25 protein-coding genes are annotated in these 25,569 nt (G+C 41.9%); 17 read left to right on the top strand and 8 right to left on the bottom strand.

Annotated features, from left to right (window positions below):
• Positions 1-238: helix-turn-helix domain-containing protein (locus DK188_RS20655; protein ID WP_111672759.1), on the bottom strand; the 238-nt coding region annotated here is incomplete at its 3' end.
• Positions 239-422: 184 nt separating this feature from the next.
• Here DK188_RS20655 and DK188_RS20650 point away from each other — a divergent pair.
• The 5 genes from DK188_RS20650 to DK188_RS20630 all read left to right on the top strand — a co-directional run bounded on the left by DK188_RS20650 (position 423) and on the right by DK188_RS20630 (position 5,875).
• Positions 423-638, top strand: coding sequence for a hypothetical protein (locus tag DK188_RS20650; protein ID WP_111672758.1), 216 nt, complete (start codon positions 423-425; stop codon positions 636-638).
• Between the two features lie 222 nt (positions 639-860).
• Complete coding sequence (mobC, locus tag DK188_RS20645) at positions 861-1,256, top strand: plasmid mobilization relaxosome protein MobC (protein WP_111672757.1); 396 nt, start codon at positions 861-863, stop codon at positions 1,254-1,256.
• Positions 1,241-2,506 carry a relaxase/mobilization nuclease domain-containing protein gene (locus tag DK188_RS20640; protein WP_111672756.1) on the top strand — a complete coding sequence of 422 codons (1,266 nt, stop codon included), beginning with the start codon at positions 1,241-1,243 and terminating at the stop codon, positions 2,504-2,506. Before mobC (DK188_RS20645) ends, DK188_RS20640 begins: the two co-directional genes overlap by 16 nt.
• Positions 2,503-4,470: a conjugal transfer protein MobC gene (gene mobC, locus DK188_RS20635; RefSeq protein ID WP_111672755.1), complete on the top strand. Its 1,968-nt coding sequence runs from the start codon at positions 2,503-2,505 to the stop codon at positions 4,468-4,470. The genes DK188_RS20640 and mobC (DK188_RS20635) overlap by 4 nt, the downstream gene beginning before the upstream one ends.
• 415 nt (positions 4,471-4,885) lie before the next feature.
• Positions 4,886-5,875 carry an ArdC family protein gene (locus DK188_RS20630; RefSeq protein ID WP_111672754.1) on the top strand — a complete coding sequence of 330 codons (990 nt, stop codon included), beginning with the start codon at positions 4,886-4,888 and terminating at the stop codon, positions 5,873-5,875.
• Positions 5,876-5,910: 35 nt separating this feature from the next.
• Here DK188_RS20630 and DK188_RS20625 read toward each other — a convergent pair whose 3' ends face one another.
• Positions 5,911-6,189: a DUF3892 domain-containing protein gene (locus DK188_RS20625; protein WP_111672753.1), complete on the bottom strand. Its 279-nt coding sequence runs from the start codon at positions 6,187-6,189 to the stop codon at positions 5,911-5,913.
• A gap of 77 nt (positions 6,190-6,266) precedes the next feature.
• Positions 6,267-6,524 (bottom strand): hypothetical protein, encoded by a 258-nt coding sequence (locus DK188_RS20620; RefSeq protein ID WP_157963307.1) that lies wholly within the window; start codon positions 6,522-6,524, stop codon positions 6,267-6,269.
• 129 nt (positions 6,525-6,653) lie between these two features.
• On the opposite strand from DK188_RS20620, the gene DK188_RS20615 reads away from it, so the two are divergent.
• Positions 6,654-6,926 (top strand): hypothetical protein, encoded by a 273-nt coding sequence (locus tag DK188_RS20615; protein WP_111672751.1) that lies wholly within the window; start codon positions 6,654-6,656, stop codon positions 6,924-6,926.
• 134 nt (positions 6,927-7,060) lie between these two features.
• Here the strand turns inward: DK188_RS20615 and DK188_RS20610 are convergent, their stop codons facing one another.
• A complete protein-coding gene (locus tag DK188_RS20610) occupies positions 7,061-7,726 on the bottom strand; it encodes a YiiX/YebB-like N1pC/P60 family cysteine hydrolase (RefSeq protein ID WP_111672750.1) in 666 nt (221 codons plus the stop codon).
• A 308-nt stretch (positions 7,727-8,034) separates the two neighbouring features.
• Between DK188_RS20610 and map the strand changes: the two genes are divergently transcribed.
• The 7 genes from map (at position 8,035) to DK188_RS20575 (ending at position 18,960) form a co-directional block, all read left to right on the top strand.
• Entirely contained in the window at positions 8,035-8,799 is a 765-nt protein-coding gene (gene map, locus DK188_RS20605) for a type I methionyl aminopeptidase (RefSeq protein ID WP_111672749.1), read from the top strand.
• Between the two features lie 297 nt (positions 8,800-9,096).
• A complete protein-coding gene (locus tag DK188_RS20600) occupies positions 9,097-9,657 on the top strand; it encodes an RNA polymerase sigma factor (protein ID WP_111672748.1) in 561 nt (186 codons plus the stop codon).
• Positions 9,658-9,750: 93 nt separating this feature from the next.
• Positions 9,751-10,719: a FecR family protein gene (locus DK188_RS20595; RefSeq protein WP_198673062.1), complete on the top strand. Its 969-nt coding sequence runs from the start codon at positions 9,751-9,753 to the stop codon at positions 10,717-10,719.
• A gap of 126 nt (positions 10,720-10,845) precedes the next feature.
• Complete coding sequence (locus DK188_RS20590) at positions 10,846-14,334, top strand: SusC/RagA family TonB-linked outer membrane protein (protein WP_232825784.1); 3,489 nt, start codon at positions 10,846-10,848, stop codon at positions 14,332-14,334.
• Between the two features lie 16 nt (positions 14,335-14,350).
• The gene (locus DK188_RS20585; RefSeq protein ID WP_111672745.1) at positions 14,351-15,781 is read left to right on the top strand and encodes a SusD/RagB family nutrient-binding outer membrane lipoprotein; all 1,431 of its coding nucleotides are present in this window, start codon (positions 14,351-14,353) and stop codon (positions 15,779-15,781) included.
• Positions 15,778-17,346 (top strand): calcineurin-like phosphoesterase C-terminal domain-containing protein, encoded by a 1,569-nt coding sequence (locus tag DK188_RS20580; RefSeq protein WP_111672761.1) that lies wholly within the window; start codon positions 15,778-15,780, stop codon positions 17,344-17,346. The genes DK188_RS20585 and DK188_RS20580 overlap by 4 nt, the downstream gene beginning before the upstream one ends.
• A 405-nt stretch (positions 17,347-17,751) precedes the next feature.
• Positions 17,752-18,960: a hypothetical protein gene (locus tag DK188_RS20575; RefSeq protein ID WP_157963306.1), complete on the top strand. Its 1,209-nt coding sequence runs from the start codon at positions 17,752-17,754 to the stop codon at positions 18,958-18,960.
• A 241-nt stretch (positions 18,961-19,201) separates the two neighbouring features.
• Here the strand turns inward: DK188_RS20575 and DK188_RS20570 are convergent, their stop codons facing one another.
• Together DK188_RS20570 and DK188_RS20565 are read right to left on the bottom strand one after the other, a co-directional pair.
• On the bottom strand, positions 19,202-19,594 hold the full coding sequence (locus DK188_RS20570) for a RidA family protein (RefSeq protein ID WP_111672743.1): 393 nt from the start codon (positions 19,592-19,594) through the stop codon (positions 19,202-19,204).
• A 99-nt stretch (positions 19,595-19,693) separates the two neighbouring features.
• Complete coding sequence (locus DK188_RS20565) at positions 19,694-20,257, bottom strand: Crp/Fnr family transcriptional regulator (RefSeq protein ID WP_111672742.1); 564 nt, start codon at positions 20,255-20,257, stop codon at positions 19,694-19,696.
• A gap of 174 nt (positions 20,258-20,431) precedes the next feature.
• Here DK188_RS20565 and DK188_RS20560 point away from each other — a divergent pair, with 174 nt between their 5' ends.
• Together DK188_RS20560 and DK188_RS20555 are read left to right on the top strand one after the other, a co-directional pair.
• Positions 20,432-21,013, top strand: coding sequence for a chlorite dismutase family protein (locus DK188_RS20560; protein WP_232825783.1), 582 nt, complete (start codon positions 20,432-20,434; stop codon positions 21,011-21,013).
• A gap of 172 nt (positions 21,014-21,185) precedes the next feature.
• The gene (locus tag DK188_RS20555) at positions 21,186-21,569 is read left to right on the top strand and encodes a hypothetical protein (protein WP_111672741.1); all 384 of its coding nucleotides are present in this window, start codon (positions 21,186-21,188) and stop codon (positions 21,567-21,569) included.
• Between the two features lie 345 nt (positions 21,570-21,914).
• On the opposite strand, the gene DK188_RS20550 is transcribed toward DK188_RS20555, so the two are convergent.
• Entirely contained in the window at positions 21,915-23,066 is a 1,152-nt protein-coding gene (locus DK188_RS20550; RefSeq protein ID WP_111672740.1) for a Fic family protein, read from the bottom strand.
• A 445-nt stretch (positions 23,067-23,511) separates the two neighbouring features.
• Between DK188_RS20550 and DK188_RS20545 the strand changes: the two genes are divergently transcribed.
• The gene (locus tag DK188_RS20545; RefSeq protein WP_111672739.1) at positions 23,512-23,940 is read left to right on the top strand and encodes a hypothetical protein; all 429 of its coding nucleotides are present in this window, start codon (positions 23,512-23,514) and stop codon (positions 23,938-23,940) included.
• A 237-nt stretch (positions 23,941-24,177) separates the two neighbouring features.
• Here DK188_RS20545 and DK188_RS20540 read toward each other — a convergent pair whose 3' ends face one another.
• A complete protein-coding gene (locus DK188_RS20540; RefSeq protein ID WP_111672738.1) occupies positions 24,178-24,768 on the bottom strand; it encodes a porin family protein in 591 nt (196 codons plus the stop codon).
• Positions 24,769-25,101: 333 nt separating this feature from the next.
• Here DK188_RS20540 and DK188_RS20530 point away from each other — a divergent pair.
• Positions 25,102-25,569: hypothetical protein (locus DK188_RS20530; RefSeq protein WP_111672736.1), on the top strand; the 468-nt coding region annotated here is incomplete at its 3' end.

The following is a 25,569-nucleotide window of genomic DNA, read 5'->3' as shown; positions in this document are numbered from 1 at the left end:
TTACTTCATCCCGATTGTAATAGATCACTCCACCAAGTCGGGTATAGGGGATCATAGCCCGGTTTCGAAGTGTTTGCAAAGTACCTGCTGAAATCCCCAATAATTTCTGAACATCAGCGGATTTGAGCCATCGTCTTTCGGGTTCAGGTTTATAGCCTTCCAGCATTTTTTTGAGTTCTGCGAGAAGTTCTCTTTTTAGGTTTTCCAGATCTTCTAAAGTTACCAGCTCGATTTCCATAGGATTCAGATTTTAGGGTCGAAACTTGGGAAATCTTGATTGTTTTTTTTCAGAGGTCAGGATTGACTGGGGTGTTTTGGGAGTTGGTTTTTTAATCAATTAAAATCTCCCAACTACCTAATTACTTGTGGGTAAAGGGTTTTGGTTTTTTGCAAGTTCACTGCTTCACTAAACCATTTATCCCATGATAGCAGAACAAGTAGAACAGTATCGACCGGTAATTGGAACTCCCAGTTTAGAGGATGTAAGAGGTTTTTTTGTAGCTCAGGATTATCCTTTTGAAGAGGGTGAGGTGTTTTTCTATTACTATCAGGCATTGGGTTGGAGATCGGAAACCGGCATTCCTATCCGAGACTGGAAATCGGCTGCTTCCCGATGGCTTTGGAATCTGGAAAACTGATTGAAGCTGTTCCAGAGTGCTGATTTTATTCAATCTGCCCCGATCTCTCTGAAGTTTCGGGGTGGATGTTTTTAAGCTGTCAATACCGAGCCCCTGCAAGGGGAGGTACTGCGCTGTGGTGCAGTAAGCAAGATGTAGGATTGTCTACAACAATCCGCTTGGACCGGCTCCGAAGTCGCATGTTCTGAGAATTAAAATTCTAAAAATTAATCCTGTAAAACCATGAAAACCTATGCATCCAAAGGCTTTCCCAAGAGAGTAGAAGGAAGGATTACCGAGAAACGCTATCAGGAACTGATGGAGATTTTGGAACGGGATCCCAGCCTGACATTGAGTGAACTGATCCGAAGAATCTTGCAGAATCAACCGGTACGCCATCAGGTAAAATCGGGAGAATTTTCAGCTGTGATGGAGCAACTGTTTGAAATTCAAACCCATTTGAAAAAAATCGGGAACAATGTGAATCAACTGGTAAAGGCCTTTCATGGAAATACATCCTCTATCCAAAAGTTTCTGCTGGGGAAGAAACTCGGGGAATACCAGGAGCAACTGAATGTAGAATATGGGAGAATTGAACTCGTACTTGAACAACTTCAGATCAAATGGTTGTCAGAATAAGTACTGGTCAGTCGATTCGTGGTGTGCTGGGATACAATGAAAGCAAACGGGTGGAAGGCAATGCAAAACTGATCGGCTATCAGGGATTTTTCCCGGGAGTGGAAAACTTGGGAATTGTCCAGTTGGTCCGAAGATTCGATGCTCTTCTTTCACTCAACCGAAGAACCAAAACCAATACGGTGCATATCTCTTTGAATTTTGCGCCTGGAGAAAAACTATCTGAAGAAAGTCTGGAAGAAATCATCACCGACTACCTCAAACGGATAGGTTTTGGGAAACAGCCCTGTTTGATCTACCAGCATCACGATGCGGGCCATCCCCATGTCCACTTGGTGACCGTGAATATCGATGCCCATGGAAAGCGGATTGAGACCCACAATATGGGAAAGAATCTATCAGAACCTGCCAGGAAAGAAATCGAAAAGCAGTATGGATTGGTACCGGCAGAAAAGCAGCAGTTTGTCGGGCCGGATATCCGGAGCTTGGGCAAACTAAGCTATGCGGAGATACCGACCAAGGCAGGAATTCAAACAGTGTTGAATCAGGTCTGGCAAAACTATTCTTTCTGCTCTTTCGGGGAGTACAATGCCATCCTGCGATGCTACGGTGTGGAAGCAGACCGAGGGGAACCCGATTCCAATCGCTATAAACGGGGAGGCTTGGTTTATCAGGTTTTGGATAGCGCGGGAACGAAAAAAGGAGTACCGATTAAGGCCAGTAGTTTTTACCTGAAACCCACTTTGAAAAAGCTCGGATTGAAGTTTCAAAGAGAACAGTCGAGGCGGGAAAATCAAGTTCCAGTGGTTCGTCAGAAAATCATAGGGGAACTGGAGCGGAGCAATTCCCTTCAGGAATTAGAAGGCAGGCTTAAAAAGCAGGGGATTGATTTGGGGATTAGCCGGACAGCTACCGGAGCGGTATTCGGGTTGGTGTATGTGGATCATCAGCTTCAGGTTGCCATTAAAGGATCGGATTTGGGAAAGGAACTGGGAGCTACCGGGATTTCAAAGAAGTTTGGATTGGTTCATGCCAAGGATCAGCAAGCTGGGGCAGAGGATAGGGTAGGTGGTCAAAAAAATGCGTCACATATTCCATTTACAACCAAAGAGCTTGAGGGTGAACTGCTGGAATCAGCGCTTGAAGGTCTTGATTTAGGAAAGCTTTCAGATTCAGCATATCAAGGGCCGGTTTATCGGGACAAGAAGAAGAAAAAGAAACGGCAGAAGACATCCAATCAGACTGAATCATGAATACCGGAGAGAATCAGGAAGGACTGAAAAAGATCCTGGACTTTACCCGGATGGGATCCCTTGCTTTGCTTGGAGTTCATTCTTACTTACTGGGGTATTCCTATTTTGAAGGCTGGGGATTGACTCATTCATGGATCGATTTTTTATTGGTTCAACTGTCAAAAACGGGGTTATTCGAAGGGAATTTCTTGATTAGAATTCTGGTATTGATGCTGTTACTCATCTCTTTATTGGGGGCGAAAGGAAAGAAAAAACCGGACTACAGCTGGAAGCGAATTTTAGTCTGGTTTTTGTTTTTTATCTGCTTATTCGGGTTTGGAGAATGGTTGGCAAAAAGTATCGGGCAGGGGATTGTTGTTTATCTGGGGATCCTTTGGATTTCCTGGATAGGGATCTTGACCCAAGGCGTGAAGCTCTCTCAGGTCATCCTTTCAGGAATGCGTTCTGATGTGTTTAACCATCTCAATGAGACTTTTCCTCAAGAACAACGCTTATTGGAAAACGAATATTCGGTGAATCTTCCCACCAGATTTTATGTCCAGAAAAAGATATATTCCGGTTGGCTGAATATTGTCAATCCCTTTCGGGCCACTTTGGTTGTGGGGACGCCGGGCGCAGGAAAGTCCTACTTTGTTATTCGGCATATTCTTACCCAGCATATCCAAAAAGGGTTTTCCATGTTTGTCTATGACTTCAAGTACGATGACCTTTCCCGGATTGTCTACAATACCCTGATCCGATCAAGGAATTCGTATGCTGTTTTTCCAAAGTTTTATACCATCAACTTTGATAACCTGCAGACCAGCCATCGCTGCAACCCCTTAGAGCCAAGTACCATGACAGATATCACGGATGCTTCGGAATCCTCAAGAACCATCATGCTGGGCTTGAACCGCGAATGGATCAAGAAGCAGGGAGACTTTTTTGTGGAATCCCCGATCAATTTTGTAACAGCTGTGATCTGGTTTTTGAAGAAGTATAAGAATGGTAAGTTCTGTACCCTTCCGCATGTCATTGAACTCATGCAGGTGGAGTATCCCAGGCTGTTCTCGGTTTTGAGGACCGAACCGGAAATTGAAGTGCTGATCAACCCCTTTGTTTCGGCTTTCTTGCACGGAGCAGCTGAGCAATTGGAAGGGCAGATTGCCAGTGCCAAAATCACGATGGCCAGATTGGCTTCACCGCAGTTATATTATGTGCTTAGCCAAAGTGAGTTTACCCTTGACCTGAATAATCCGGAATCTCCCAAGGTGATTTGTATGGGCAACAATCCCCAAAAGCAGCAGGTCTATGGGGCGGTATTGTCCCTGTATATATCCAGAATCACCAAACTCGTCAACCGGAAAAACTGCCTGAAGTCCAGTCTGGTTTTCGACGAGTTCCCAACCATTTATTTTAATGGGATTGATTCTTTGATCGCCACGGCGAGGTCCAATAAAGTGGCCACCACACTTGGAGTTCAGGATTACAGCCAGTTGAAAAAGGATTATGGTCGGGAGCAGGCGGAGGTGATCATGAACACGGTGGGAAATATCATTTCAGGGCAGGTGTTGGGCGATACAGCAAAGCAGCTTTCTGATCGGATTGGAAAGATTGTGCAACCCAGAAGAAGTATGTCCATCAACTCGGGAGATACATCCATCAGTCATTCCACCCAACTGGAATTGGCGGTTCCTCCTTCCACAATTTCTCAATTGTCATCGGGACAGTTTGTGGGGATTGTTTCAGATGACCCAACCAAGAGGATTCAATTGAAAGCATTTCATTGTGAAATCCAGAATGATCATGCTGCCCTTGCTACTGAGGAAAGATCCTATCAGCCAATTCCGGTAGTACGGGAATTGCGGGAAAATGAGGTGATTGAAAATTACCGTCGAATCAAATCGGAGGTGCAGAATCTGGTAGAGGAGGAGCTAGAACGGATGCTGGATACTCCGGCGCTGGCGGGATTGATGATTAAATGAATATTTGAAAAACTGGTTATCAAAGTTGTAAACTGAATTGGAAGCGATCTTCGAGCTTATAACTCAATTTTGGGTTTACTAGAAAATATGGTTGACGAAGGCTGTTCTCAAATATTTGGTGTTCACGGTTCGTGAACATTTACATATAATGAACATTTTTTTTAAGGATTAGTCTTCTTCCAATCGCTGAGTTTTTTTTGGGGAACTTACATTAAGGCAACCTATAAACCGTTAATTTTTTCTACTCCCTGCTCCAGCTAAGTTAGCGGGGAGTCTGCACACGAGGCAAGAGACTACGGCATAAATACCCGCGCTCGTGCCTTTGCGGGTTTATTCCGTTTCCTCTTGCACTTAGTGCCTCCTGCCCGCAGGAACTGCTGTATCAGTTCATTTCTAATTTAAACCGTTAAGAAAAATGAAAACTACAGCAAAAAAATCCGGCAAGTCTAACCGTTCCAACGGATCGGGAAATTGGAAGAGCAAAGTAACATCTTCCAAAAGAGCCAATTCCAAGGTCTCTCCAATTGATGTTTATGAAAAGTTTACCAATCTGATTATTGAGCGGTTGGAACAGGGAGTAATTCCATGGCATCAACCCTGGAATGCAAAGGGGATGCCTTCCAATTACCTGACCAAACGACCCTATCATGGCATCAATCTCTGGATCTTATTGGCCTTTGGGCATGAATTTCCCTATTATCTCACCTTCAAGCAGGCAGAAAGCTTGGGCGGGAAAGTGAAAAAAGGAGCGAAAGCGATTCCGGTGTGTTATTGGAATTTTGTGTACAAGCACAAGGAAACCGGAAGGACCATTCCTGCAGAATTGGTTAGGGATTATTCCATCGATCAAGTAGAAAAAAAGTGTTTTCTAAAAGAATACAAGATCTTTCCAATTGAGCTTATCGAAGGAATTGATTGGGAACTTCCCGAAGTAGCGGAGGACTCCAAGATTCCGGTAATTGAACGCTGCGAGGAAGTTTATGCTGAAATGCTCAATCCGCCCAAGGTGGTGCATGAGAAGGAAGAGGCTTATTATCAGCCTAAGCTGGATCTGATCAATATGCCGCCGAAACCAAGGTTTAATACACCGGAGGGCTACTACGCGGTGCTTTTCCATGAACTGGTACACTCAACTGGAAGTGAACAGCGACTGAATCGTACGGGCGTGGCCGAAATGGATTACTTCGGATCTTCCACCTATTGCAAGGAAGAACTCATTGCTGAAATGGGAGCGGGGTACCTCTGCGGCTATACAGGAATAGCCAACAATCAGCTCTTGGATAATCAGGCAGCCTATATCCAAAATTGGATTGCCCAGCTTAAAAATGACAGGCAACTTTTAATTGAGGCTGCATCAAAAGCACAAAAAGCGGTGGATTACATTCTGATGACCTGTCCGTTTTAGGAGAAAGGGGGAGGAATCCCCTTTTTTGGTCGTGGTTAATCCGGACAATCCGGAAGTTCAAAAAGTAGATTTTTATCAATTTCAATTGTTGTCAGGATTTTGCCTGAGACGGCTTCACTGAGGATTACCGGGTAGGAATTTCTACCCAAATTCATGAAAAACTCCCATTTTCCCGATTGAATTCCTTCAATGACTTCTTCAACCTTCAGGCTCCAGACTTCTCCGAGTGGATTTCTACCTCCGATATGGGTGATTACTGTTACTCCTTTATCGATGGCTTTTCGGGAGCAAAGGATTTGGTACTTGATTGGCATTTTCTAAAATCTAGGTTCTTTGGATTTTGATGCAATGAAACAAGTCGTATTAATCCGATAAAAATTGAACTTGGAGATTACCTGGCAGGTAATGTTACTCCTATTTCTTCCAGCAAAGTTAACAGGATTTCTGCCTCATCTTCCTTATTCTGTTCGATGAGTAGCCGGATGGTTCTGGCCATGGCAATTATTTGATGCCCTTTTCTGAGGCGGCTTAGTGCTAAAGTTCCGCCAGACTCGCGGATGAGATTTTCGGTTTTTTCTATGGATCTGGTTTCCAGATCCAAAAGGTCTTCCATGAGGTGTCTGAATTTCATTGTTAATGATATAAACATTTTTTGTTTGATTAATTAACAGAATTTCGATGGAATTCGTCTTGCCTTTTTGTGAATTACCCAGAAGTTTCCAAATTTAAAATTGATTAACACTCAAGAAGAAATACGATTAATCCCTAATCCCACAAAATGCAAACACCGAATTGGAATCTGGTTATAGATAAGGCCCTTGAAGTACTTCGAATGTCAGATAATGGATTTGTTCTTTTGGATATGTATAACAATCTAATGACTCCTGAGGAAGCTGCCTTTCGAAAAATCAGCGTAACACCCTATAATGCCGCAAAATTTATTCAAGCCCAGTTTTCAGCTTTGGGACTGGATATAGCCGACAAACACGTCAGGATTAAATTAATAGCGCTTTTGGAGGAATATGACCGACTGCAGAAGTCCAAGATTTAAGACTATGGAGCCGATTGGGATTCGTTTTTTGTAAAAATTAAATTGAATGTATTAGAAGTAGATTAAGTCATCGAAGTCATAGTTTCATCAAATACACAGGATATTGGCTCAAAATCAAATAAGTTAGACTTTGATCATTTTTCGTACAGTTTTCCCAGTCTTACTAAATGACGGGACCCTGCCAGTCCATTTGGATTACAGCCGGCCTTGCCCTCTGGTACCTCCATGCCCAGCTTAGTATAAAATTCAGCCCAATAGGTGTCAATTTCCCCTGTTTTGGGATCTTTAAAGGTCATAGGCTCTAATTCAAAAATTTTTGCATCCCTAAATGCCCGCTCCACAAAATCAGAGCAATACAATGAGGTGTCGTTGAGCACATAGCTCCAATTGTAAGGCTTTCCCAATAAGGTCTTGGCGCTGATAATTGCACCTGATATGGAAGGTTGGACTTCTTTGGCGAGTCTATAAACTGCCAATTTTTTGTTTTTTGATTTCGATTGATTGACCAAACTATCCAAAGGCTCACGGACAGATCCTTTCTCAGGACTGGCATGAAGTATATAAATGCCGGTCTCTGACACCTCAATAATTCCCACATGATCAAAGGAGGCATTCTCTTCACGCTGAGTCACCCTATTGATTGCACCGGAGAGCTGGTCTTGTTTTGCTCCTACAAAGATCAGATCACCGGTTTGTATTCTCAGGTTGTAAAAGGAGACCTTCTCCTGTGCATGGGCAGGGAGAACAAAAAACAGGAAAAGGTATAGGTTGATCGCTATCAGTTTTAATAATTTTTTCATGAAGAAAGTAGGGTCGTTTGTATAAATTTTTGATGTAGTATGACCCTTAGGTTTCAGATCCAAAATTAAGGAACTTACCAAAAAGGGCTTTCTTGCTTATGATTTTTTCGCATCCTTAGACAATCAACTACTATTATAAGATTTTTGAAGGAGGGAAAGATTTTGCCATTTATAGGATTGAAGCTTTAACCTTTTAGGCTGAAAACATAGATTTTTTTAATTCCGCTTTGGTTAATTTTTATAAAAGTTTCAAACATCTTTAGGTTTTGCTTTCACGTTCAAAACCAAAAAAAGAGAAAAACAGGCCTATGTCAATTACAAAAGAATCAGAATTACTCGGCATGCAGCAGGTAAGCGAAGTAGTGGCTTACACTTTAAAAGAAATGGTGAATCACGCCAAACCTGGAATGAGCACCAAAAGCCTTGACGAGTTTGGCGCGAAGATTCTAAAGGAGTTTGGGGCAAACTCTGCACCTTTCATGACTTATAAATTTCCGGGTTGGACCTGTATCAGTGTCAATCATGAATTTTGCCACGGTATTCCCAGTAAAAGTCGAATCCTAAATGAAGGGGACCTGATCAACATCGATGTATCCGCAGAACTGAATGGATTTTGGTCGGATAATGGAAACTCTTTTGTGTTGGGAGAAGATATTTTTGGACATCAGAAGCTGGTGGATGCTTCCAAGGAAATTTTAAAAAAGGCAGTGGAATCCATTAAAGGAGGGGTTAAAATAGCAGATGTCGGACATTTGATGGAAATGGAAGCCAAAAAGCGTGGTTACAAAGTGATCAAAAATCTTGGCGGTCACGGGATTGGTAGAAGCCTTCATGAGCAGCCTGACGAATTGCTTAATTACAAAAACAGATACGATCAGAGACGATTCAGGAAGAACTCCGTGGTAGCGATTGAGACATTTATTTCTACGGAATCAAACTACACCGTAGAGCTCAATGACGGTTGGACCATGGTAGGAAACAAAGGTGGGTTTATGGCCCAACACGAACATACCCTTGTTGTTACTGACGGAAAGCCATTGATCCTGACGGAAAACAACGGGGTTTGGAATTGAGATCGGATAGACCGATTTTCTATTTTTTGCTGAAATATTTATATAGTTGATAATCAGCTCCTTGTCCCGGGAAAAGATGCTTAGTACACTTCTGCCAAAGAAACCAATGATGAGATTTTTTAAATAGTTCCCTCTTAGTTTTTTTCGCTTCACTGTACTTGGTTAGGACCTACTATTTCCAGATGAATCCATCCATCCCGCTGATCTTCCAATGTCAGAAATTCACCTTTCATTAATGTTGAATTCACTTAGTCCTAATTTTAAATCTTTTTATTTGAGCGACGTTTTTTTTCAAGAATGAAGCCCTCTGGAGATGAAATTCTGTACAAACGAATAAAAAAAGCTGATCATCAGGCTTTTGATCTGCTCTTTCAAAACTATTGGAAGCGGCTTTTTCAGTATGCATATAAACTTCTCCAAGACCAGCAGCAAGCAGAAGATGTCGTTCAGGAGGTGCTTGTCCAACTTTGGGAAAATGCCCCCCAACGCGACATTTCGAATCTATCGGGATACCTTTTCAGATCTGTAAAATACCAGGTGGCCCTGATCATCAAAGGGGAGAAATGGAAGGTGGGCTGGGAGGATTTGGAATTGGAAGTAGTGGAGGAGTCGGTAGAAATGGAGCAGGTAGTGAAGGAAGCACTGTTTCAACGGCTTGATCATAGTATTGACAACTTGCCTGAGAAATGTAAAGCGGTATTTCAGCTTCATAAAAAGGAGGGGGTCTCCGTAAAGGATATAGCTGCCAGTCTCAACCTTTCCCAGCGGACTGTGGAAAACCAAATTCACAAAGCAATGAAAGTCCTTCGATCCGAATTGGGCCTGTTTTTTTTCATAATGTTAACCTTTGGTTACTAATTCCGGGCTTGAATTAAGGATTGGTTAAGTCTCATTTTTAGCGTAAGTATTTTTTCAATTCCCGACACTGTCTCCTAGATGAATGGGAATAAAATGACAAAAGCAGCTTTTGAAAAGCTTCTCCAAAAGCAGGCAGAAGGGAGGACTTCCGCTTCTGAAAATCAAAAAATTGATCGGATTTGGCAACAGATCTATGACCGTACCCAAGCCTTTGATTGGGACAAGGTTTCTGAACTTGGCGTTAAAGAAAGAATTCAATCCGGAATCAATCAACGCATAGCCTACACTGCAAAAACAAAAAAGAATTACATCGGGCATTACTTTTTGAGAGTTGCTGCAGTATTCCTTTTACTGATATTGGGAGCGCTGATTTATAACACGGTGAATCAGCAGGAAGAAATTCAGGTTGCTCTCCTGAGCCGAAGCACAAACAAGATTCAGCGCGCACAGGTCACACTTCCGGATGGAACGAAGGTTCATCTCAATGTGAATTCTACACTGAATTTCCCTGAGACATTCGAAGAGGATTCGCGAATCGTCCAGTTGACCGGGGAGGCATTTTTTGATGTTACTCACGATCCCTCCCGACCATTTTATGTTCAGTCTTCCACACTGAATACCAAGGTGCTTGGAACTTCCTTCAATATCTCCTCTTACGCTGATGAAGAAACCAGGATAACTGTCAAAACAGGAAAGGTTCAGGTTTCACTGAACACAGACCAGAAGCAACAGGTCTACCTGATGCCCAATGAAACGGCGAGCTTGCCCAAAGGCTCCTCAAATCTTATTACCGGAAAGGCCGATGCCTCCAGTGTTATTGGCTGGACCTCAGGAAAGTTGGAATTCGAATCGGTGCCTTTCGACGAGGTTCTCGCCCGACTGGAAAAATACTACCATACCCCATTGGTACTGTCCAATTACGAAAATAAAGGATGTCTGATAACCGCTTCTTTTGAAAACAAAGGACTCAATTTTATTCTATCCAATCTTCAGCTTCTGGCGAAGTTTACCTACACCGAAAATGAGGAAGGGGAATTTATAATTGATTTTAAATCATGCTAACACAGACCAAATCATAGCCTATGTAACAGCAAAATTTACCCATTTAAAAAATTAGGGTTGATCTGCGCCAACAGACCAACCCTGTTCCGGCAATGCCAGAGATTAAATACTAATCCTTAGAAAATTATGAAAAAAAATTTTATCGGACGAATTGTGTTCCTATCTAAACACACATTTAGGGTTTTTCTTGTGCAGGTACTGTTTATGCAGGTACTCTTTGCCAACCCTACCAAGAGTCAGAACCTCGATCACTACCAAGTGAGTATTAAGGTTCAGAATGCTTCCCTGTTGGAAGTATTGCAGTTACTGGAGGAGCAAACTGATTTTGAGTTTGCGTACAATCAAAATGTCTCTAGAAACGAGACAAAAATCACCCTACAAATGCGGGATAACCTGCGAAATGTTCTTAAAGCCATAGCAGATCAGTCAGATTTTGATTTCAAAAGGGTGGAGCAAAACATTTATGTGACCAAATCCGAAAGACAAGCTGAACTAAAGCCAGCTGTTCCTGTAGTCTTTTTGGAAATTAAAGGCAAGGTGACTGATGAAAACACGAATGAGCCCATTCCCGGAGCAACGATTTTGGTAAAGGGAACCGTCAGAGGTACAGTGACTGACTTGGCTGGAGAATATTCGATTCAGGCCTCTCCAGGAGAAGTTTTGGTATTTTCCTTTGTCGGTTTTGAAACCGTAGAAAGAACTGTAGGCAACTCCAATACTATCTCCGTGAGCCTGAGTGAAGGAGTGGCACTCAGTGAAGTGGTTGTCACAGCGCTTGGAATTAAGCGGGAAGAAAAAGCGCTGGGTTATGCTACTCAGAATATTGATTCTCAGGAACTGCTCGATGCCAGATCAAACAACTGGTCCGATGCACTTCGCGGAAAAGTAGCGGGGCTAAATGTCCTCAGTGCAGGTTCAGGTCCGATGAACTCCTCACAGATCAGCTTAAGGGGAAATAACTCACTCAATCCCAATGGCAACTTTGCACTGATTGTAGTGGATGGTGTACCCATGAATTCAGGGTTGACTTCTTCGGGAGTAGGAAATGCCTACTCCGCTGGTTCAGGAAATGACGTACCCGTTGACTTTGGAAATGGAATAGCTGATATCAATCCGGATGACATCGAAAACATCACCGTACTCAAAGGAGCAAGTGCAACAGCACTTTACGGGAGCAGGGCGGCAAATGGAGCCTTGATCATCACCACCAAAGGAGGTACCCGAAATACAAAAGGAATTGGGGTTACGGTCAATTCAAATGTGGCTTTCAATGATGTATTGCGTTGGCCGGATTACCAATACGAATACGGACAGGGAACAGGCAGAGCATTCAATGCTGACGGTGAATTGTATTACTCCTATGGTGCATCTGAAGATGGAGCAAGCACTGGAGGAACCAGTTCTGCCTTTGGTCCTAAGTTTGACGGACAATCCTATTTCCAATACGATCCTACACTAGAAGGACAGTCTGCAGAACGCCAACTTTGGAGACCATATGAAGACAACATCAAGGGATTCTGGCGTACTGGGCACAACATCGTGAACAACGTAGCCATAGAAGGAAGTCATGATGGAGGATCTGCCAGAGCATCCTTTACTCATACCAAAAACGAATGGATCATGCCTAATACGGGCTTTGAGCGCTTTGTGGCAGCGTTATCACTTACTCAAAAAATCTCAGACAAGCTCCAGCTCAACGCAAAGGCAAGTTATACAAACAAGAAAAGTGATAACCTCCCGGCAACAGGATATAACAATCAGTCCATCGCTTATTTCATGATTTTCCAGAATCCAAATGTGGATTTGGATTGGTACCGTCCTATCTGGGAGCAAGGACAGACTAATGTCAGCCAAGTGCATCCTTTCAGTTCTTTCATTGACAATCCCTTCCTGATTGCCTATGAAATGACTAATGCGGTAAACAACAATGCTTTTCTGGGTAACATCTCTGCAAACTATACCTTCAACGAAAAGTTTGAACTTCTCCTGCGCTCAGGGATTACCATGAGTCAGGAAGATAGAGCACAACAAAGACCTTACTCATCCGCCAATTACCAGCGTGGTTTTTATAAGGAGCAGGACATCACCAATTACGAAATCAACTCTGATTTTCTTTTTACCTACAAAGACAAAATAGGTGATAAAATCTCATTCAGCTCCAGCGTCGGGGCCAATCAGATGAAGCGGAATTACCGGTTGACCAGCGCTGAGGTAATCGGATTGGTGATCCCGGGAGTATACAAACTTGCCAATGGAGTAAACAATCCTACGGTATCTACCAATGACAATAACAGAGTGATTAATTCGGTGTATGGATTGGTTTCCCTGGATTGGGACGAGAAAATCTTCGTCGATATCACGGGAAGAAATGACTGGTCAAGTACCCTGCCTGTTCAAAACAACAGCTTTTTCTATCCTTCAGTGAGTACTAGCTTTGTGCTTTCGGATATGATAACCCTGCCCAAGCCAGTCACTTTTGCAAAACTTAGAATTTCTGGTGCTCAGGTAGGCAATGATACCGAACCTTACCGAACCTCAAAATATTATGGACAAAGTGACTTCCCGGGTTCAGCTTCTGTTCCTACCACGCTCTACAATGTGGGATTCAAACCGGAGATTACCACTTCTTTTGAGACCGGGATGGAATTGATCTTTTTGGACAGAAGGTTGAATCTGGATGTGAATTATTACCTCTCGGAGACCAATAATCAGATTATTCAGGTACCTGTCGATATCGTGACGGGATTTTCAAGCGCAATTTTGAATGCAGGTACTGTTCAGAATAGAGGATGGGAAATAGTATTGGGTGGCAGTCCCATCCGCAGAGGTTCATTTGAATGGAACACAACCTTGACTTGGGCTAAAAATCGGAATAAAGTCCTTTCCCTTCCTGATGAAGTTGATGGAAGCCAGGTCATCGGAAATGGTGGAAACGCCTCCATCATAGCCAAAGTTGGCGGGACAACAGGTGACATTTATGGATTTGGATTTGTACGTTCCCCTGATGGCGAAATTGTATATGGCTCAAATGGCTTACCGCTCAGACCGCAGGAAATCCAATACATTGGCAATGCCTATGCAGATTGGAGAGGGGGATTGAGAAATGAATTCATCTATAAAAATATCCGAATGTCGGTGCTTTTTGACGGGCAGTATGGAGGGATAGTTTATTCACAGACCCACCATAAAATGTCAGAGCAGGGTAAGCTCAAGCATACGCTTCGTGGAAGAGAGGATGGTTTCATAGTGGGAGAAGGAGTAGTACAGAACGCAGACGGCACTTTTTCTCCGAATACCACCCAAGTGAATTTGGCTACCTACTATGGAGACTACTACAGAAGAGCCAATGTAGAGTCCAACTCCTTTGATGCTTCTTTTGTCAAATTGAGAGAGGTGAGGTTGGAATATGCCGTTCCGGCGAGAATCCTTAGCAATACTTCTATCCGTGGGGCTTCCATTGCCTTTTATGGTAGAGACTTGGCACTTTGGAGCGATTTCCCTGCCTTTGATCCGGAAACTGCCGCTCTCAACGGCTCCACACTTCTTCCCGGTGTAGAAATGGGACAGTTGCCTACACCAAGGACCTTCGGAGCAAATCTTACCCTCAAGTTTTAATTCCAAAAATTCAATCATGAAACTACATAGCTATATAACAGCGATTTTAGTCTCCTTATTAGCCTTTTCCTGCACCGGAGACTTTGAAGAGATCAATACTGACCCGAATCGAATTGACCAGATCAGTCCCGGAACATTACTGAATCCAATTCTTTATGAAGTCAGCAGTTTTAACACAGATCGAGCAGACGGATTCACATTTCAGATCATGCAGGTAGCCCTGCCTTTCCCGAGTGCCAACGGTGGACTTCATCGCTATGATGTGAGCGAAGGAGCAGGAAACTCGACTTGGAATACCTATTACAGATGGTTGGTAAATATCCGGGAGATGAAACAGGCAGCGATAGATTCTGACGACCCCAATTACGAAGCCATTGCCCTGACATTGGAAGCTTGGGTGGCCAGCCAATTGACCGATTCATTCGGTGATGTGCCATTTACAGAGGCGAGCCAAGGGGAGCAGGGGATTTTTCAGGCTAAATTTGATACCCAAGAGCAGATCTATGCATTGCTTTTTGACAATCTCGAACGGGCCAATTCCATTTATGATCCTTCCCGTGCGATGGTATTTGGGGAAGATATTCTCTTTGGAAATCAGGTAATTCTGTGGAAAAAATTTACAAATTCCCTTCATTTGAGATTATTGCTCAGAGTGTCCAAGCGGCAGGAAAATTCTTTTGCGAAGATGGCTTCGATTCTCGCAAATCCTGGACAGTACCCTATTTTCACGAATACTGCTGAATCTGCGATCCTCAAAATCACGGGAGTTGTACCCAATATTTCCCCATGGGGGAGGGCAATTGATTTCACTACTTTTCGGGCTATTTCAGCGTTTTTCGTAGATCAGTTGAATGCCTTGGAAGATCCCAGAAGAAGTAAATTTATGACACAAGCCAGAGAGCTTGACGGCACCACCCAGATCGGGTACAAAGGGATCCCATCGGGTTATGGAGGTACGGAGTCCCAATTTCAGTTTATCCCCTCCAATCATAACATTGCATTGGTACAAGCTCCCATGATTTCTTTGATTCTCACCTATGCGGAACTGGAGTTTATCCAGGCGGAACTCGCGCAGCGTGGCGTAATTAATTCGGATGCAAAAATGCACTATGAAAATGGGGTAAAGGCAGCCATGGAGCAATGGAGTGTGGTGCTTCCAGAAAATTATTTTGAAAACCCAAATGCAGCCTATGACGGGACGCTTGAGCGAATTATGCTTCAAAAATACATCGGGTTGTATTTCAATGATTATCAGCAATGGTTTGAATACCGAAGAACAGGATTTCCGGTATTGCCAAAACAGGATGGCATGCTGAATGATCAGCGTGTTCCAGTGCGGTTCCGCTATCCGGTCAACTCTCAACTGAACAATCCAGTCAACTACCAGGAAGCAGTTGCCCGAATGGGAGGAGATGATATCAATATCAAAGTATGGTGGGAAAAATGAGAATCAAACTTCTTATATACAGCATATCCTTAGGTTTTGTCTGTATCTCAACTCAAGCACAGGATTTAGCAAAGGGCTATGTCTTTGAAGATGCTAACCAAAACGGTAAAAAGGAACGGCGGGAGGCCGGACTGGCAGGAGTCGGGGTATCCAAGGGACAGCAAGTCGTCGCTACCGATGAAAAGGGATATTTTGAAATTGAACTGGATCCAGGGCAGTTGCTATTTGTGGTAAAACCTTCTGGATATCGAGCCCCGGTGGATTCCCTGAATCGTCCCCAGTACTTCTATATTCACAAGCCCCAAGGTTCACCGGATTTGAAGTATGCAGGAAGTTTGCCAACGGGACCTCTTCCAAAACAAATCAATTTTGGATTAATCCCCAATCCTGAGTCGGACAATTTCACTGCCTTGGTATTTGGAGATCCGCAGCCCTACAACTTGGAAGAAATTGACTTTTTCGATAGGGGTATTGTCAAGGAAGTAGAAGGCATCAAAAATGTTGCTTTTGGACTTTCCTTGGGCGATTTGGTGGGCGATGACCTGTCTTTGTTCACTCCTTATGCCAAAGCTGTAGCAAAAGTCGGGCTGCCGTGGTACAATGTCATGGGCAACCATGATGAAAATTACGATGTGGATCGGGATGAATTATCGGATGAAACATTTGAGGCACATTTTGGTCCAAACACCTATTCATTTAATGTTGGTAAAGTTCACTTTATCGTCGTGGATAATATCCTTTGGCCCGATCCCCGTGACAGCAAAGGATACTGGGGAGGAATGAGATCGGACCAATTGGATTTTGTGGAAAATGACCTAAAGCTTGTTCCCAAAGATCATCTGATCGTGCTCTCTATGCATATTCCCATTTCGGAAGAAGGGGACTCCTATCGCGATGAAGACCGGCAACGCCTGTTTGACTTACTGGCCGATTTTCCTTACAACTTCTCGATGTCAGCTCATACCCACTTGCAAAAGCAGGATTACTTTGATGCCAAGCAAGGATGGAAACAGGAGAAACCTCACCACCACTACAATGTGGGGACTACGTCTGGGGATTGGTATAAGGGGGTCCTGGACGCCAACGGTATTCCTGTTTCTACTATGCGGGATGGAACACCCAAAGGGTATGCTTTGGTGGATTTTGAAGGCAATCAATACCGCATTCGGTATCAGGTGGCCGGAAAGCCAGCCGATTACCAAATGGACATTTTTGCTCCTAAAGTCCTCAAGAAAGATCTGCGAACCACTTCGGGAATTTTCGTGAATTTCTTTATGGGATCAGATGGAGATCAGGTGAGATACAGAGTGGATGGTGGCGAGTGGAAAATGATGAATCAAATCAAAGAAGTGGATCCATCTTATTTGGTTGATTTGTTGGAATGGGATACCACGGAAGTTCTGCTTCCCGGCAAAAGACCATCCAATGCCCAGCCCAGCAGACACCTTTGGAAAGCTCCCATACCCGTAAACCTTCCTGCAGGAGTGCATGTGATCAGCATTGAAGCCACCGATAGATATGGCATTACCCATAAGGGTAGCAGAAAGTATACTTTGATAGATTGATCGCTGCCAATCTCATCTAAATCCCGGGAAATAGTATTTCCCGGGATTTTTTTAGGCATTTATTGTATCACTTTTAACCGTTAGGACGAGCGAACCATGCTTTTAGACGGTCCGGATTACCGGCGATCAATCTTTAAAAACCAAAGACTTGCCTATATCCTCGGATACCTGACGTGGGCTTAACTTGGCCAAGAATCATTGAAGGATATAGACCAATTTTTAATATTTTTTTATGAATGGAGGCTATACTTTTTTGAATTTTACAGCTGAAGAGAATCATGAAAATTGACCTTGAAATTCACGAAGCTTGATAATTCCTATGCCATTAGTCAGATTTTTTTTGATTTTGATAGTGCCTTCGTATTTTTTTGTGAATCATCACCGAATTGTAGCCAAAGAAGAGAAATGAGGTTTAATGAGCTCCGAGATAAATGTGAATCCTACTGCAGAATCACAGATCCAGTACTTACGGAAATCATGTATTATGGAGCAGTTAAAAGCGGATTGGATACCAAGTTTTCAGTTTATTCCAAACGTTATAAACACATCGTTTCCAAATGGGATGAAGCAAACTGGTCCAGATTCAAGTCTCAATACATTGTACATGAAATTTTCAAGAATAAGAAATTGATTTCTTCTTATCTGAATCATTCCCAAATCAAAGCATTGCCTCAGGAGACGTTTAGTCTATTGCACGCTCTCTCAGAAGAAGAGTGGCGCTATACTTTTTGGCAAATTCAAGCAAATCCAGCCCCTGATTTTTTTTGGGCACTTGACCTTGTCAGTCTTAAAGAATTTCTTCTTTTCTCTCCAGGTGTTTCCGCTTATTTAAAAACAGGTAATCCAAAATTCTTCGGAGGATTGATTCACCCTACAGAAAATAATTGTTTCCAGACTTTTGGGCCTTTGGTGTCTTACTTGAGTATGGATGCTGATGACCTTTTTTATTTCGCGGCAGAGGTGGATCCCTTACTTTACGAAAGTGGGCAAGATATTGCCGATATCATATCTGACGAGCTATTTATGTTTTTACTCCTTGCGGCTTTCGGTCATATACCTGCGCAAATCTATAGTGGTTATGAACTGGTTTTTGTAAGCGGTGAGGTTGAACTGGAGGATATTGATTTTAGTGCCTTAAGTCAATTTTTTACCATAGAATACAATCCACCGATCGTCAAAATTGTGCATAAAGAATACGGTGAATTTCCACACTACGCTAATGCCTATTTTCACGAAGAGCAGCAAGTCCTATACTTATCTTCCATGACTGATTATGGCTATGAACACTTAATCTCTGATTTGGAGCGATTAAATTTGCCAATTGATGCGGAACCCCAGGTCAGACTTCATTTGTCGATGAAAATGGCAGTGGAAGAGATCTTTCGTAAGAAGGTGGAAATGATGCCTTATGAAAAACATTTTGTCAAGGATACCGATGCATCAGCATCTTCCAGTATTGAACTGGAGAAACTTAATCATTTCCTGCAGCGCTTGATGCCATTATTGAATTCAAAAAAAGAAGTGGATATCGACCGCCTCATTGATGAGACCGGAGCTGAGCCTGAGTCTGCAAAAAAGATCTATATCCATATCAGACAGAAATTGGGTTTTTAAACCATTTAGTTCATCAATTCTAATGGGGGGCTTTCACTTTCCACCCGATAAGCCTAGGAATGTGGTTTCTGTCAGTAATACAAGACCCAGTCAGCTGTTTGGATTGGGCCAAGGGGTCTTGGCTTGCTTTCGGAAATCATTTTACCTGCTTATCGGGTGAAAGGTTGCTTAAGCATGAAGTTAAGGAGGGAAATAGTCCCTAAAGGATTTATTTATTCTTCGGGACTAAATTTCATGGATTCTATTTCACTACTATCGCTTCAAATTCAATTTTTAGCGACTCATAAAGTGAATTTACTTCCACTGCGGTTAATGCAGCCTCTACCTGATTTTGCTTTGTCCAGGAAATAAAGTCAGTAAAGCAGGTAGTTAAGAGTTCATCAGTTGAAGTGGTGAATAAATTCAAGCGGACGATGTTTTTGCATTCATAGCCTGCCTCGAGGATTACTTTTTCCAGATTTTCCAATGCTTGCCCCAGCTGGATTTTCATGCTTGCATCACTGGATACTCCATCATGACCTATCGCAGCTTGACCTGAACAATAAAGTGTTCCTTCAACCTGTTTCACTTCTACTGCCTGTACATATCCTCGTTCTTTTTGCCAATTCCAGGGATTGATTATTCGCTTTTCCATGTCATTTTCTAAGTTTCGTTTAATAGGACAAAGTTGGGTTGGCGGAATCGACCCCACCTGTGACCTGGCTCACTATTTTTCCACTGGACAAAGAAATCTTCACCTTGAAAGCCTGCTTAAAGTCTCTCTTGAAACACCCAGATAGGAAGCAAGCGTAGACTTTGAAATGCGATGGATTAAGGAAGGCTGGCGTTGGATAAGTTGGTCAAATCGATCACTTGCACTATCATTCATGAGGGATAGGACCCGTTGCTGGGCGGCAATATGTCCTGCGATGGCTTTGTGAAGGAAAAATTGAGCCATTTTGGGAATCTCATTGCATAGCTTGGTAAAGTTTTCTTTGCTGAGAATCAGGATTTGGCAATTTTCCAGACTTTGCAGGGACATCTTTGCTGGCCCCCCTCTTTCAAAGGCCTCATAATCTGATTCCCACCAGTCTTCCATGGCAAAAGATAATATCCGTTCCTTCCCGCTTTCATCGGTATAAATAAGTTTCAATAGGCCGGAAACGATAAAATACATCTCTGAAACCCGATCTCCCTGCCGGAATAAAAATTCCTTTTTCTTGATTCTCCTGGATGTAAAACAAGAGGCAATCAGCTCAAATTCAGTATTGGATAGGCTGATTAATTCTTCAAGATGCCGTCTCAATGCATGCTCCATTTAAAGGGATTTAAGGTTGAATTTTGAGTTTTGTTAGTCTTTTGGTTCAGGTAGGAGGTGGGCTATTTCCTCAAGATTTAACGTAAGAATTGCAGCAACTGGCTTTGGTCAAGAAGTATAAGCATTCTTTAACTTTTATTTGGGCTAAGAAATTGCCACCAGCTTTTTATTTTTATGACTGATAAAATTATCCATACATCTAAAATTATGGCAACAAACACATTTGACTTTGTAGGTGGTGACAGGGGAGTATGGAAAGTTATCCGTATGGATAGTGTATGTGGAGAGTCACTGGAATTAGTGCCATGTTTGGATATTTTGCCAAATTCGACAGCTAATTTGAATAAAGGACTCTGGACTTTGACAGGATTTACGAGTAATGTTCGCTACGCAGAAAAAGCTGAACGGGAAAAACTTGTTGCAGTTCAATCTGACTTGGGACGACCTTTGGCAACATGTGCAGCATTAATTCCTATAAGAAAATCCGAAAAATGGTGGGCATTGGCTCAGGACGAGAGAAGAAAAATATTTGAAACAAAGTCACACCACACAGAGACGGGTTTGAATTACCTGCCAGCGATCGCTCGTAGACTATACCATTGTAGAGACATCGGCCAACCATTTGACTTCTTGACTTGGTTTGAATATGCACCCGAAGACGCTGAAAAATTTGAAGTGCTGGTTAAATCCTTAAGAGAAACAGAAGAATGGAATTATGTGGAAAGAGAAATTGATATTAGGCTAATAAAATCCTGATATACAGAAATATAATTTCTTCAAAGGGGTATACTTGCAAACCGATATTTATTCTTTTTGATTTTTAGGGGAGTGAGATTTGACCAGTGGGGGAGGTGTAATGATAATCCCTGTAGCACATGGATTGATGGATACGTTTTATTTTTAACCAATAATCTAAATATTAGTGCATATGAAAAATCTTCTTTTATCCTTACTGATCTTTGTTAGTCTTTCATCTTGTTCTGAATCGGAAGATCCCAAACCAGATGCGGTGTTTATCAGAGTAGAAAACAGCTCCCTCAGTGATTTTACAGATGTAACGGTCAGATCTGGCAGCAGTCCAGTGGAATTCGGAGCGGTCGGTGCCGGAAGCTTTTCCGACTATAAAGAGTTTGAAATTGCCTATCGCTATGGAATGGTAGAATTAAAGGCTGATGGTGAGGAATTAAGAATTATCCCTTTTGATTATGTCGGTGAAACACCACTGGCCAATGGGTATTATACCTATAATCTCAGTGTTCAAAACAATGCTGCAGGATCTCCATATCTAAGTATGGAATTGGAAATTGATTAAACAAAAGGGATAGGTATAAAATCCAAAGCTGCCGCTATTCCACTTATAAAGGTATCCACAAAGTCAATGATCTTTCCGATTACCCAATCTCCGGAAGTAAGGCAGGGGTGGAATACGATTTTTGTAAACTGAAATGCACCAAATTTCCCTACGCCTGAAATAGGAATTTTGCGGTAGTGTGTGAAGAATGACCATATCCAGTTAGAACTATCTCGGGAAGTGCTATCCTAGTAGTAAAAAGTCATGGGGTATTGAAATAAAATGAGTTATCGGATTTTATCAGGATTATTGATAATAATCCCTTCCGACAGCTCAAAATGCAAGAAAATGAGTCAATTTGGAGATCTAGGATTTGCTGAATAGATGGATGTATTCACTGAAGGCGAAGATTCGATTTCTCTTGTACCCGGTCAGTTCTTCTAGGATTCCCAGATCCAGGAAATCTTTGATCAACCGATTGGAGGTTGAGGGATGGATCTCAAGTTTTTCTGAAACGTAGGCGGAATCGATTATTGGTTGTTTATAAAGCTCATTGATCAGTCGCTTGGCATCCATTTGTTTTTTGCCCAGTTGAATCAGTTGTGTGAGTTCAATTCGATTTCTTAATGCGATGATTTTTTGGAAAGTTAATATGCTGGATTCGGTTGTTTCGATTACCCCTACCAAGAAGAATTCCAACCACCTGCGAATGTCATTTTTCTCCCTGACTCGCATGAGATTGTCGTAGTAATCCCGCCTGTTTCGCTCGAAGAATTCAGATAGGTAAAGTGTGGGTTTTTGAAGTAGACCCTTGTCCAGCAAATAGAGTGTAATCAACAGTCTTCCTATTCTGCCGTTACCATCCAGGAAAGGGTGAATGGTTTCAAACTGGTAGTGAATCAATGCAATTTTGATCAGATGGGGGATATGTGATGGCGGATCATTTTGATTCGAGTGGATAAAATGCTCCAAATCACTCATCAGTTCAGGTATCTCCTCGTGTACGGGGGGAACAAATACTGCATGCTTGAGACTGGGTCCTATCCAATTTTGACTGGACCGAAATTCCCCCGGTAGTTTTTCTTTTCCTCTTACACCCTGCAGCAAAGTTGCATGGGTTTGCCTGATTAGACGGGTGGAGATAGGGAGTCGTTTCATCTCTACAATCGCCTGATTCATGGCATCGATGTAGGCATGGACTTCATTCCAGTCATTTCTGCGCTCTGGATCGAGATCTTGTTCTTTTACCAAGGCTTCCTGAAAAGAGGTTTGGGTTCCCTCTATTTTACTGGAAACTGTTGCCTCTTTGGTAATATGCATTTTGATAAAAAAGTCGATATCAGGAATCAAATCAGAAAATGCATCCAGCTTACCCAGATTTCGGTCTGCTTTACTCAGTAGTGTCAATAAAGATGGATCGGTAAGGAGCCATTCCTCATTGATTTTTTCTGGACTGAAGCTTTGGTATTCCAAGCGCTTGATCCACTTTCCCGACTTGAAGTTTTTGAGATCTTGCATGATTTTTCTGCAAATAAGGAAATTTATAATTGCACTTAACTGATTTACTGCAATTATAGAAATTTATAATTGCACTTAATTCGTTTTCTGCAATTATAATTTCAACTCATGGCTTAGGATTACATTTAGAAAGGTGTTGAGAGACCTAGGGAATTGCAGAGGCCGAACAGGGATACTTCGATTGACTTCAATTTGGAGTCCAAGATTCTAAGTTGCTCTGCCCCACTTTCCATAGTTTAGGCCTTGTTTTTAATGCTGTCCATTTGGAAGGTGAAATTGACAATTCTTTCAAGCCGCTTTCGGCGACCTTCAATGTTTTGGATGAAGGTAACCATTGGCAGTTTGAGTAGGAGTTTGCCTCCAAGAGAAGTTTCAGTGCCATTGGGGAAAGAGATAATTCTTCTATCTTGAGACTTACCACCAACTTTAGAACAAACCGGCGAGAATGCAGCACCAAAAAGAATTTTTGAAAGACGAGTTTATCCGGATTAGTGCATGGTTTACTTTCATTTTCTTTGCACTAATTTCAATCACAAGTTTGTTTATTATTTATCTCGAAAATTTTGACTTCATTAAACTTTCAGTTTTTTTGTTATCTGTTTTAATTTCTATTACAGGTTTCTTTGCTCGGAAGATTGGGTTGGATCAATTTCGACTTTATAAATTAGCCAAACCATTTGCTGTTTTCTCGTTAGTTTTTGGAATTTTATTTAGTATAGTTGCTCCTCTTTTTTTTGTTGTTGTTTTTGGAGTTATGGCTTCATTTGAAGCTATTTTAGCATTAGTAATTATGTTTATTCCTGCAGTTGTATCCTCCAGCGCAATTTTATTCTTAAAACGTAAGACAAACCGGAATGTGCAAACGAACTTTTAAAACATAAGAATTGCTTGGCTTTCGGTACTGAGAAAAGCCGCAAAACCATATCTATTGAAGAAATACTTAATTTTGAATCACATGCTTAACACACCCCTAAGAGTATCAAAAAGGTGCTATAAAATGCCTTGAATCTTCTTGATAAGGCTGATGATGGAATTGTTCCGATGGACATGTATAATGAAGTAGTACACCCAGCTGACGCAGTTTTTAAGTAGTTAGACTTTTAATGAACTATCAGAAGGTTTTTCCTAGCGTCAATTTTATTCCTCTGTTATAAACTTGATCACTGATCTCGCTGATATTTGCAAAACCATGTTCATAGGTTGTCTGAATATGCATTTTGTCACTTAGTTTCAAGCCAAGCCCTAAAACGCCTGCAAAATCCACTCCTTTCCACAGATCTCTGATTTCACTTCCATTTACAGTTACCTTATTTTCTCCATCACCTAAGACTGCTGCTGATGAAATAAGGAAAGAGGGCTGAGCCCCGGCCAACAGGTAAAAATTTTCTCCAGTTTTGATATTGAAAAGAAGAGGTAAATCCAAGTAACCATTTCTAAATACAGATGAAGAGTTGCCAGTTGAGTTTTTGGCGCCTTTATTGGCAAATTGCAGGCCTAAATCGAAATCTAAAGTTTCTGAAACTGGTATGGAGACAAATCCTCCAAAATGAAAGCCAAGACGGAACTTTGTGTCTTCACCACCTCCTTGATCTCCACCTAAAGTTGTTAGGCTTGGACCACCTCTTAGGCCAAATGATACATCCTGAGCATTAATTGAAGCTGACGCTAGCAGGAAAATTGCAATAAAAAGATTTCGGATCATGAGTTAATTGGGTTTAGTTGGGTTAGTAATTAAATATTATATTTAGTTATGAAAAATACAAATATTGCGCAGTAATTTTATTTGTAAAATTGGAAGCTTTCTTGAAAATTTTGTAAGTCAGACATTTTCTTTTCACCAGTTAGGTAAAGGTTTGTAAAGATTGGAAGACCATTTAGTAAGAATATTAGGTTGGTATTTGAAATCAAACCCAGCTTCAGGAAGAATGTCAGTTGATTCGAGAAAAAAATCAGGTAAGGCACGGGGATAGAAAAGTATAGATTTTAGCTTATTTTTGATGTATTGAACCTAAAAGTAAACCTGTAGGTTGATAAAATGCAAATAGTACCTACCTTTGAACTTCCAAATACCAAGTTGATGGCTGTCAAATTTGACGGTGAGACACTCGATGCCTTGGAAATACTACAGGAACAATGGGGGTCGGTAGAGTTTCTTTGGGAGTTTTTCTCGATGTTCAATAAGGATTACTATAAAAAATATGGAAAAAGTAATCGTTCAAGGCTTGTCCGGCAAGCTCAAGAACTCGCAGATGACCTGTTTCAAAAGCTTTATGAATTGGCACATGATGTTGAATCTGATTCATTATCAAAGTTTTTCAAACCACTCGACAATCGAGAGCCAGCATCTGATTCCTATGAATTACAGAAATTAAAGGCTAAAGGGGAAGAACGTAAAAGCTTCCTCAGAATATACGCTATTCGGTTCAAAGGAACTATCATCGTGACAGGTGGGGCAATAAAGCTTACCGATAGGATGGAGGAAAGACCACACACAAAAGACGAA

Source organism: Algoriphagus litoralis, assembly GCF_003259255.1.
Classification (GTDB): Bacteria; Bacteroidota; Bacteroidia; order Cytophagales; family Cyclobacteriaceae; genus Algoriphagus; species Algoriphagus litoralis.
The sequence above is the reverse complement of the archived record's forward strand: the minus strand, read 5'-3'. Positions and strand labels throughout refer to the sequence as shown.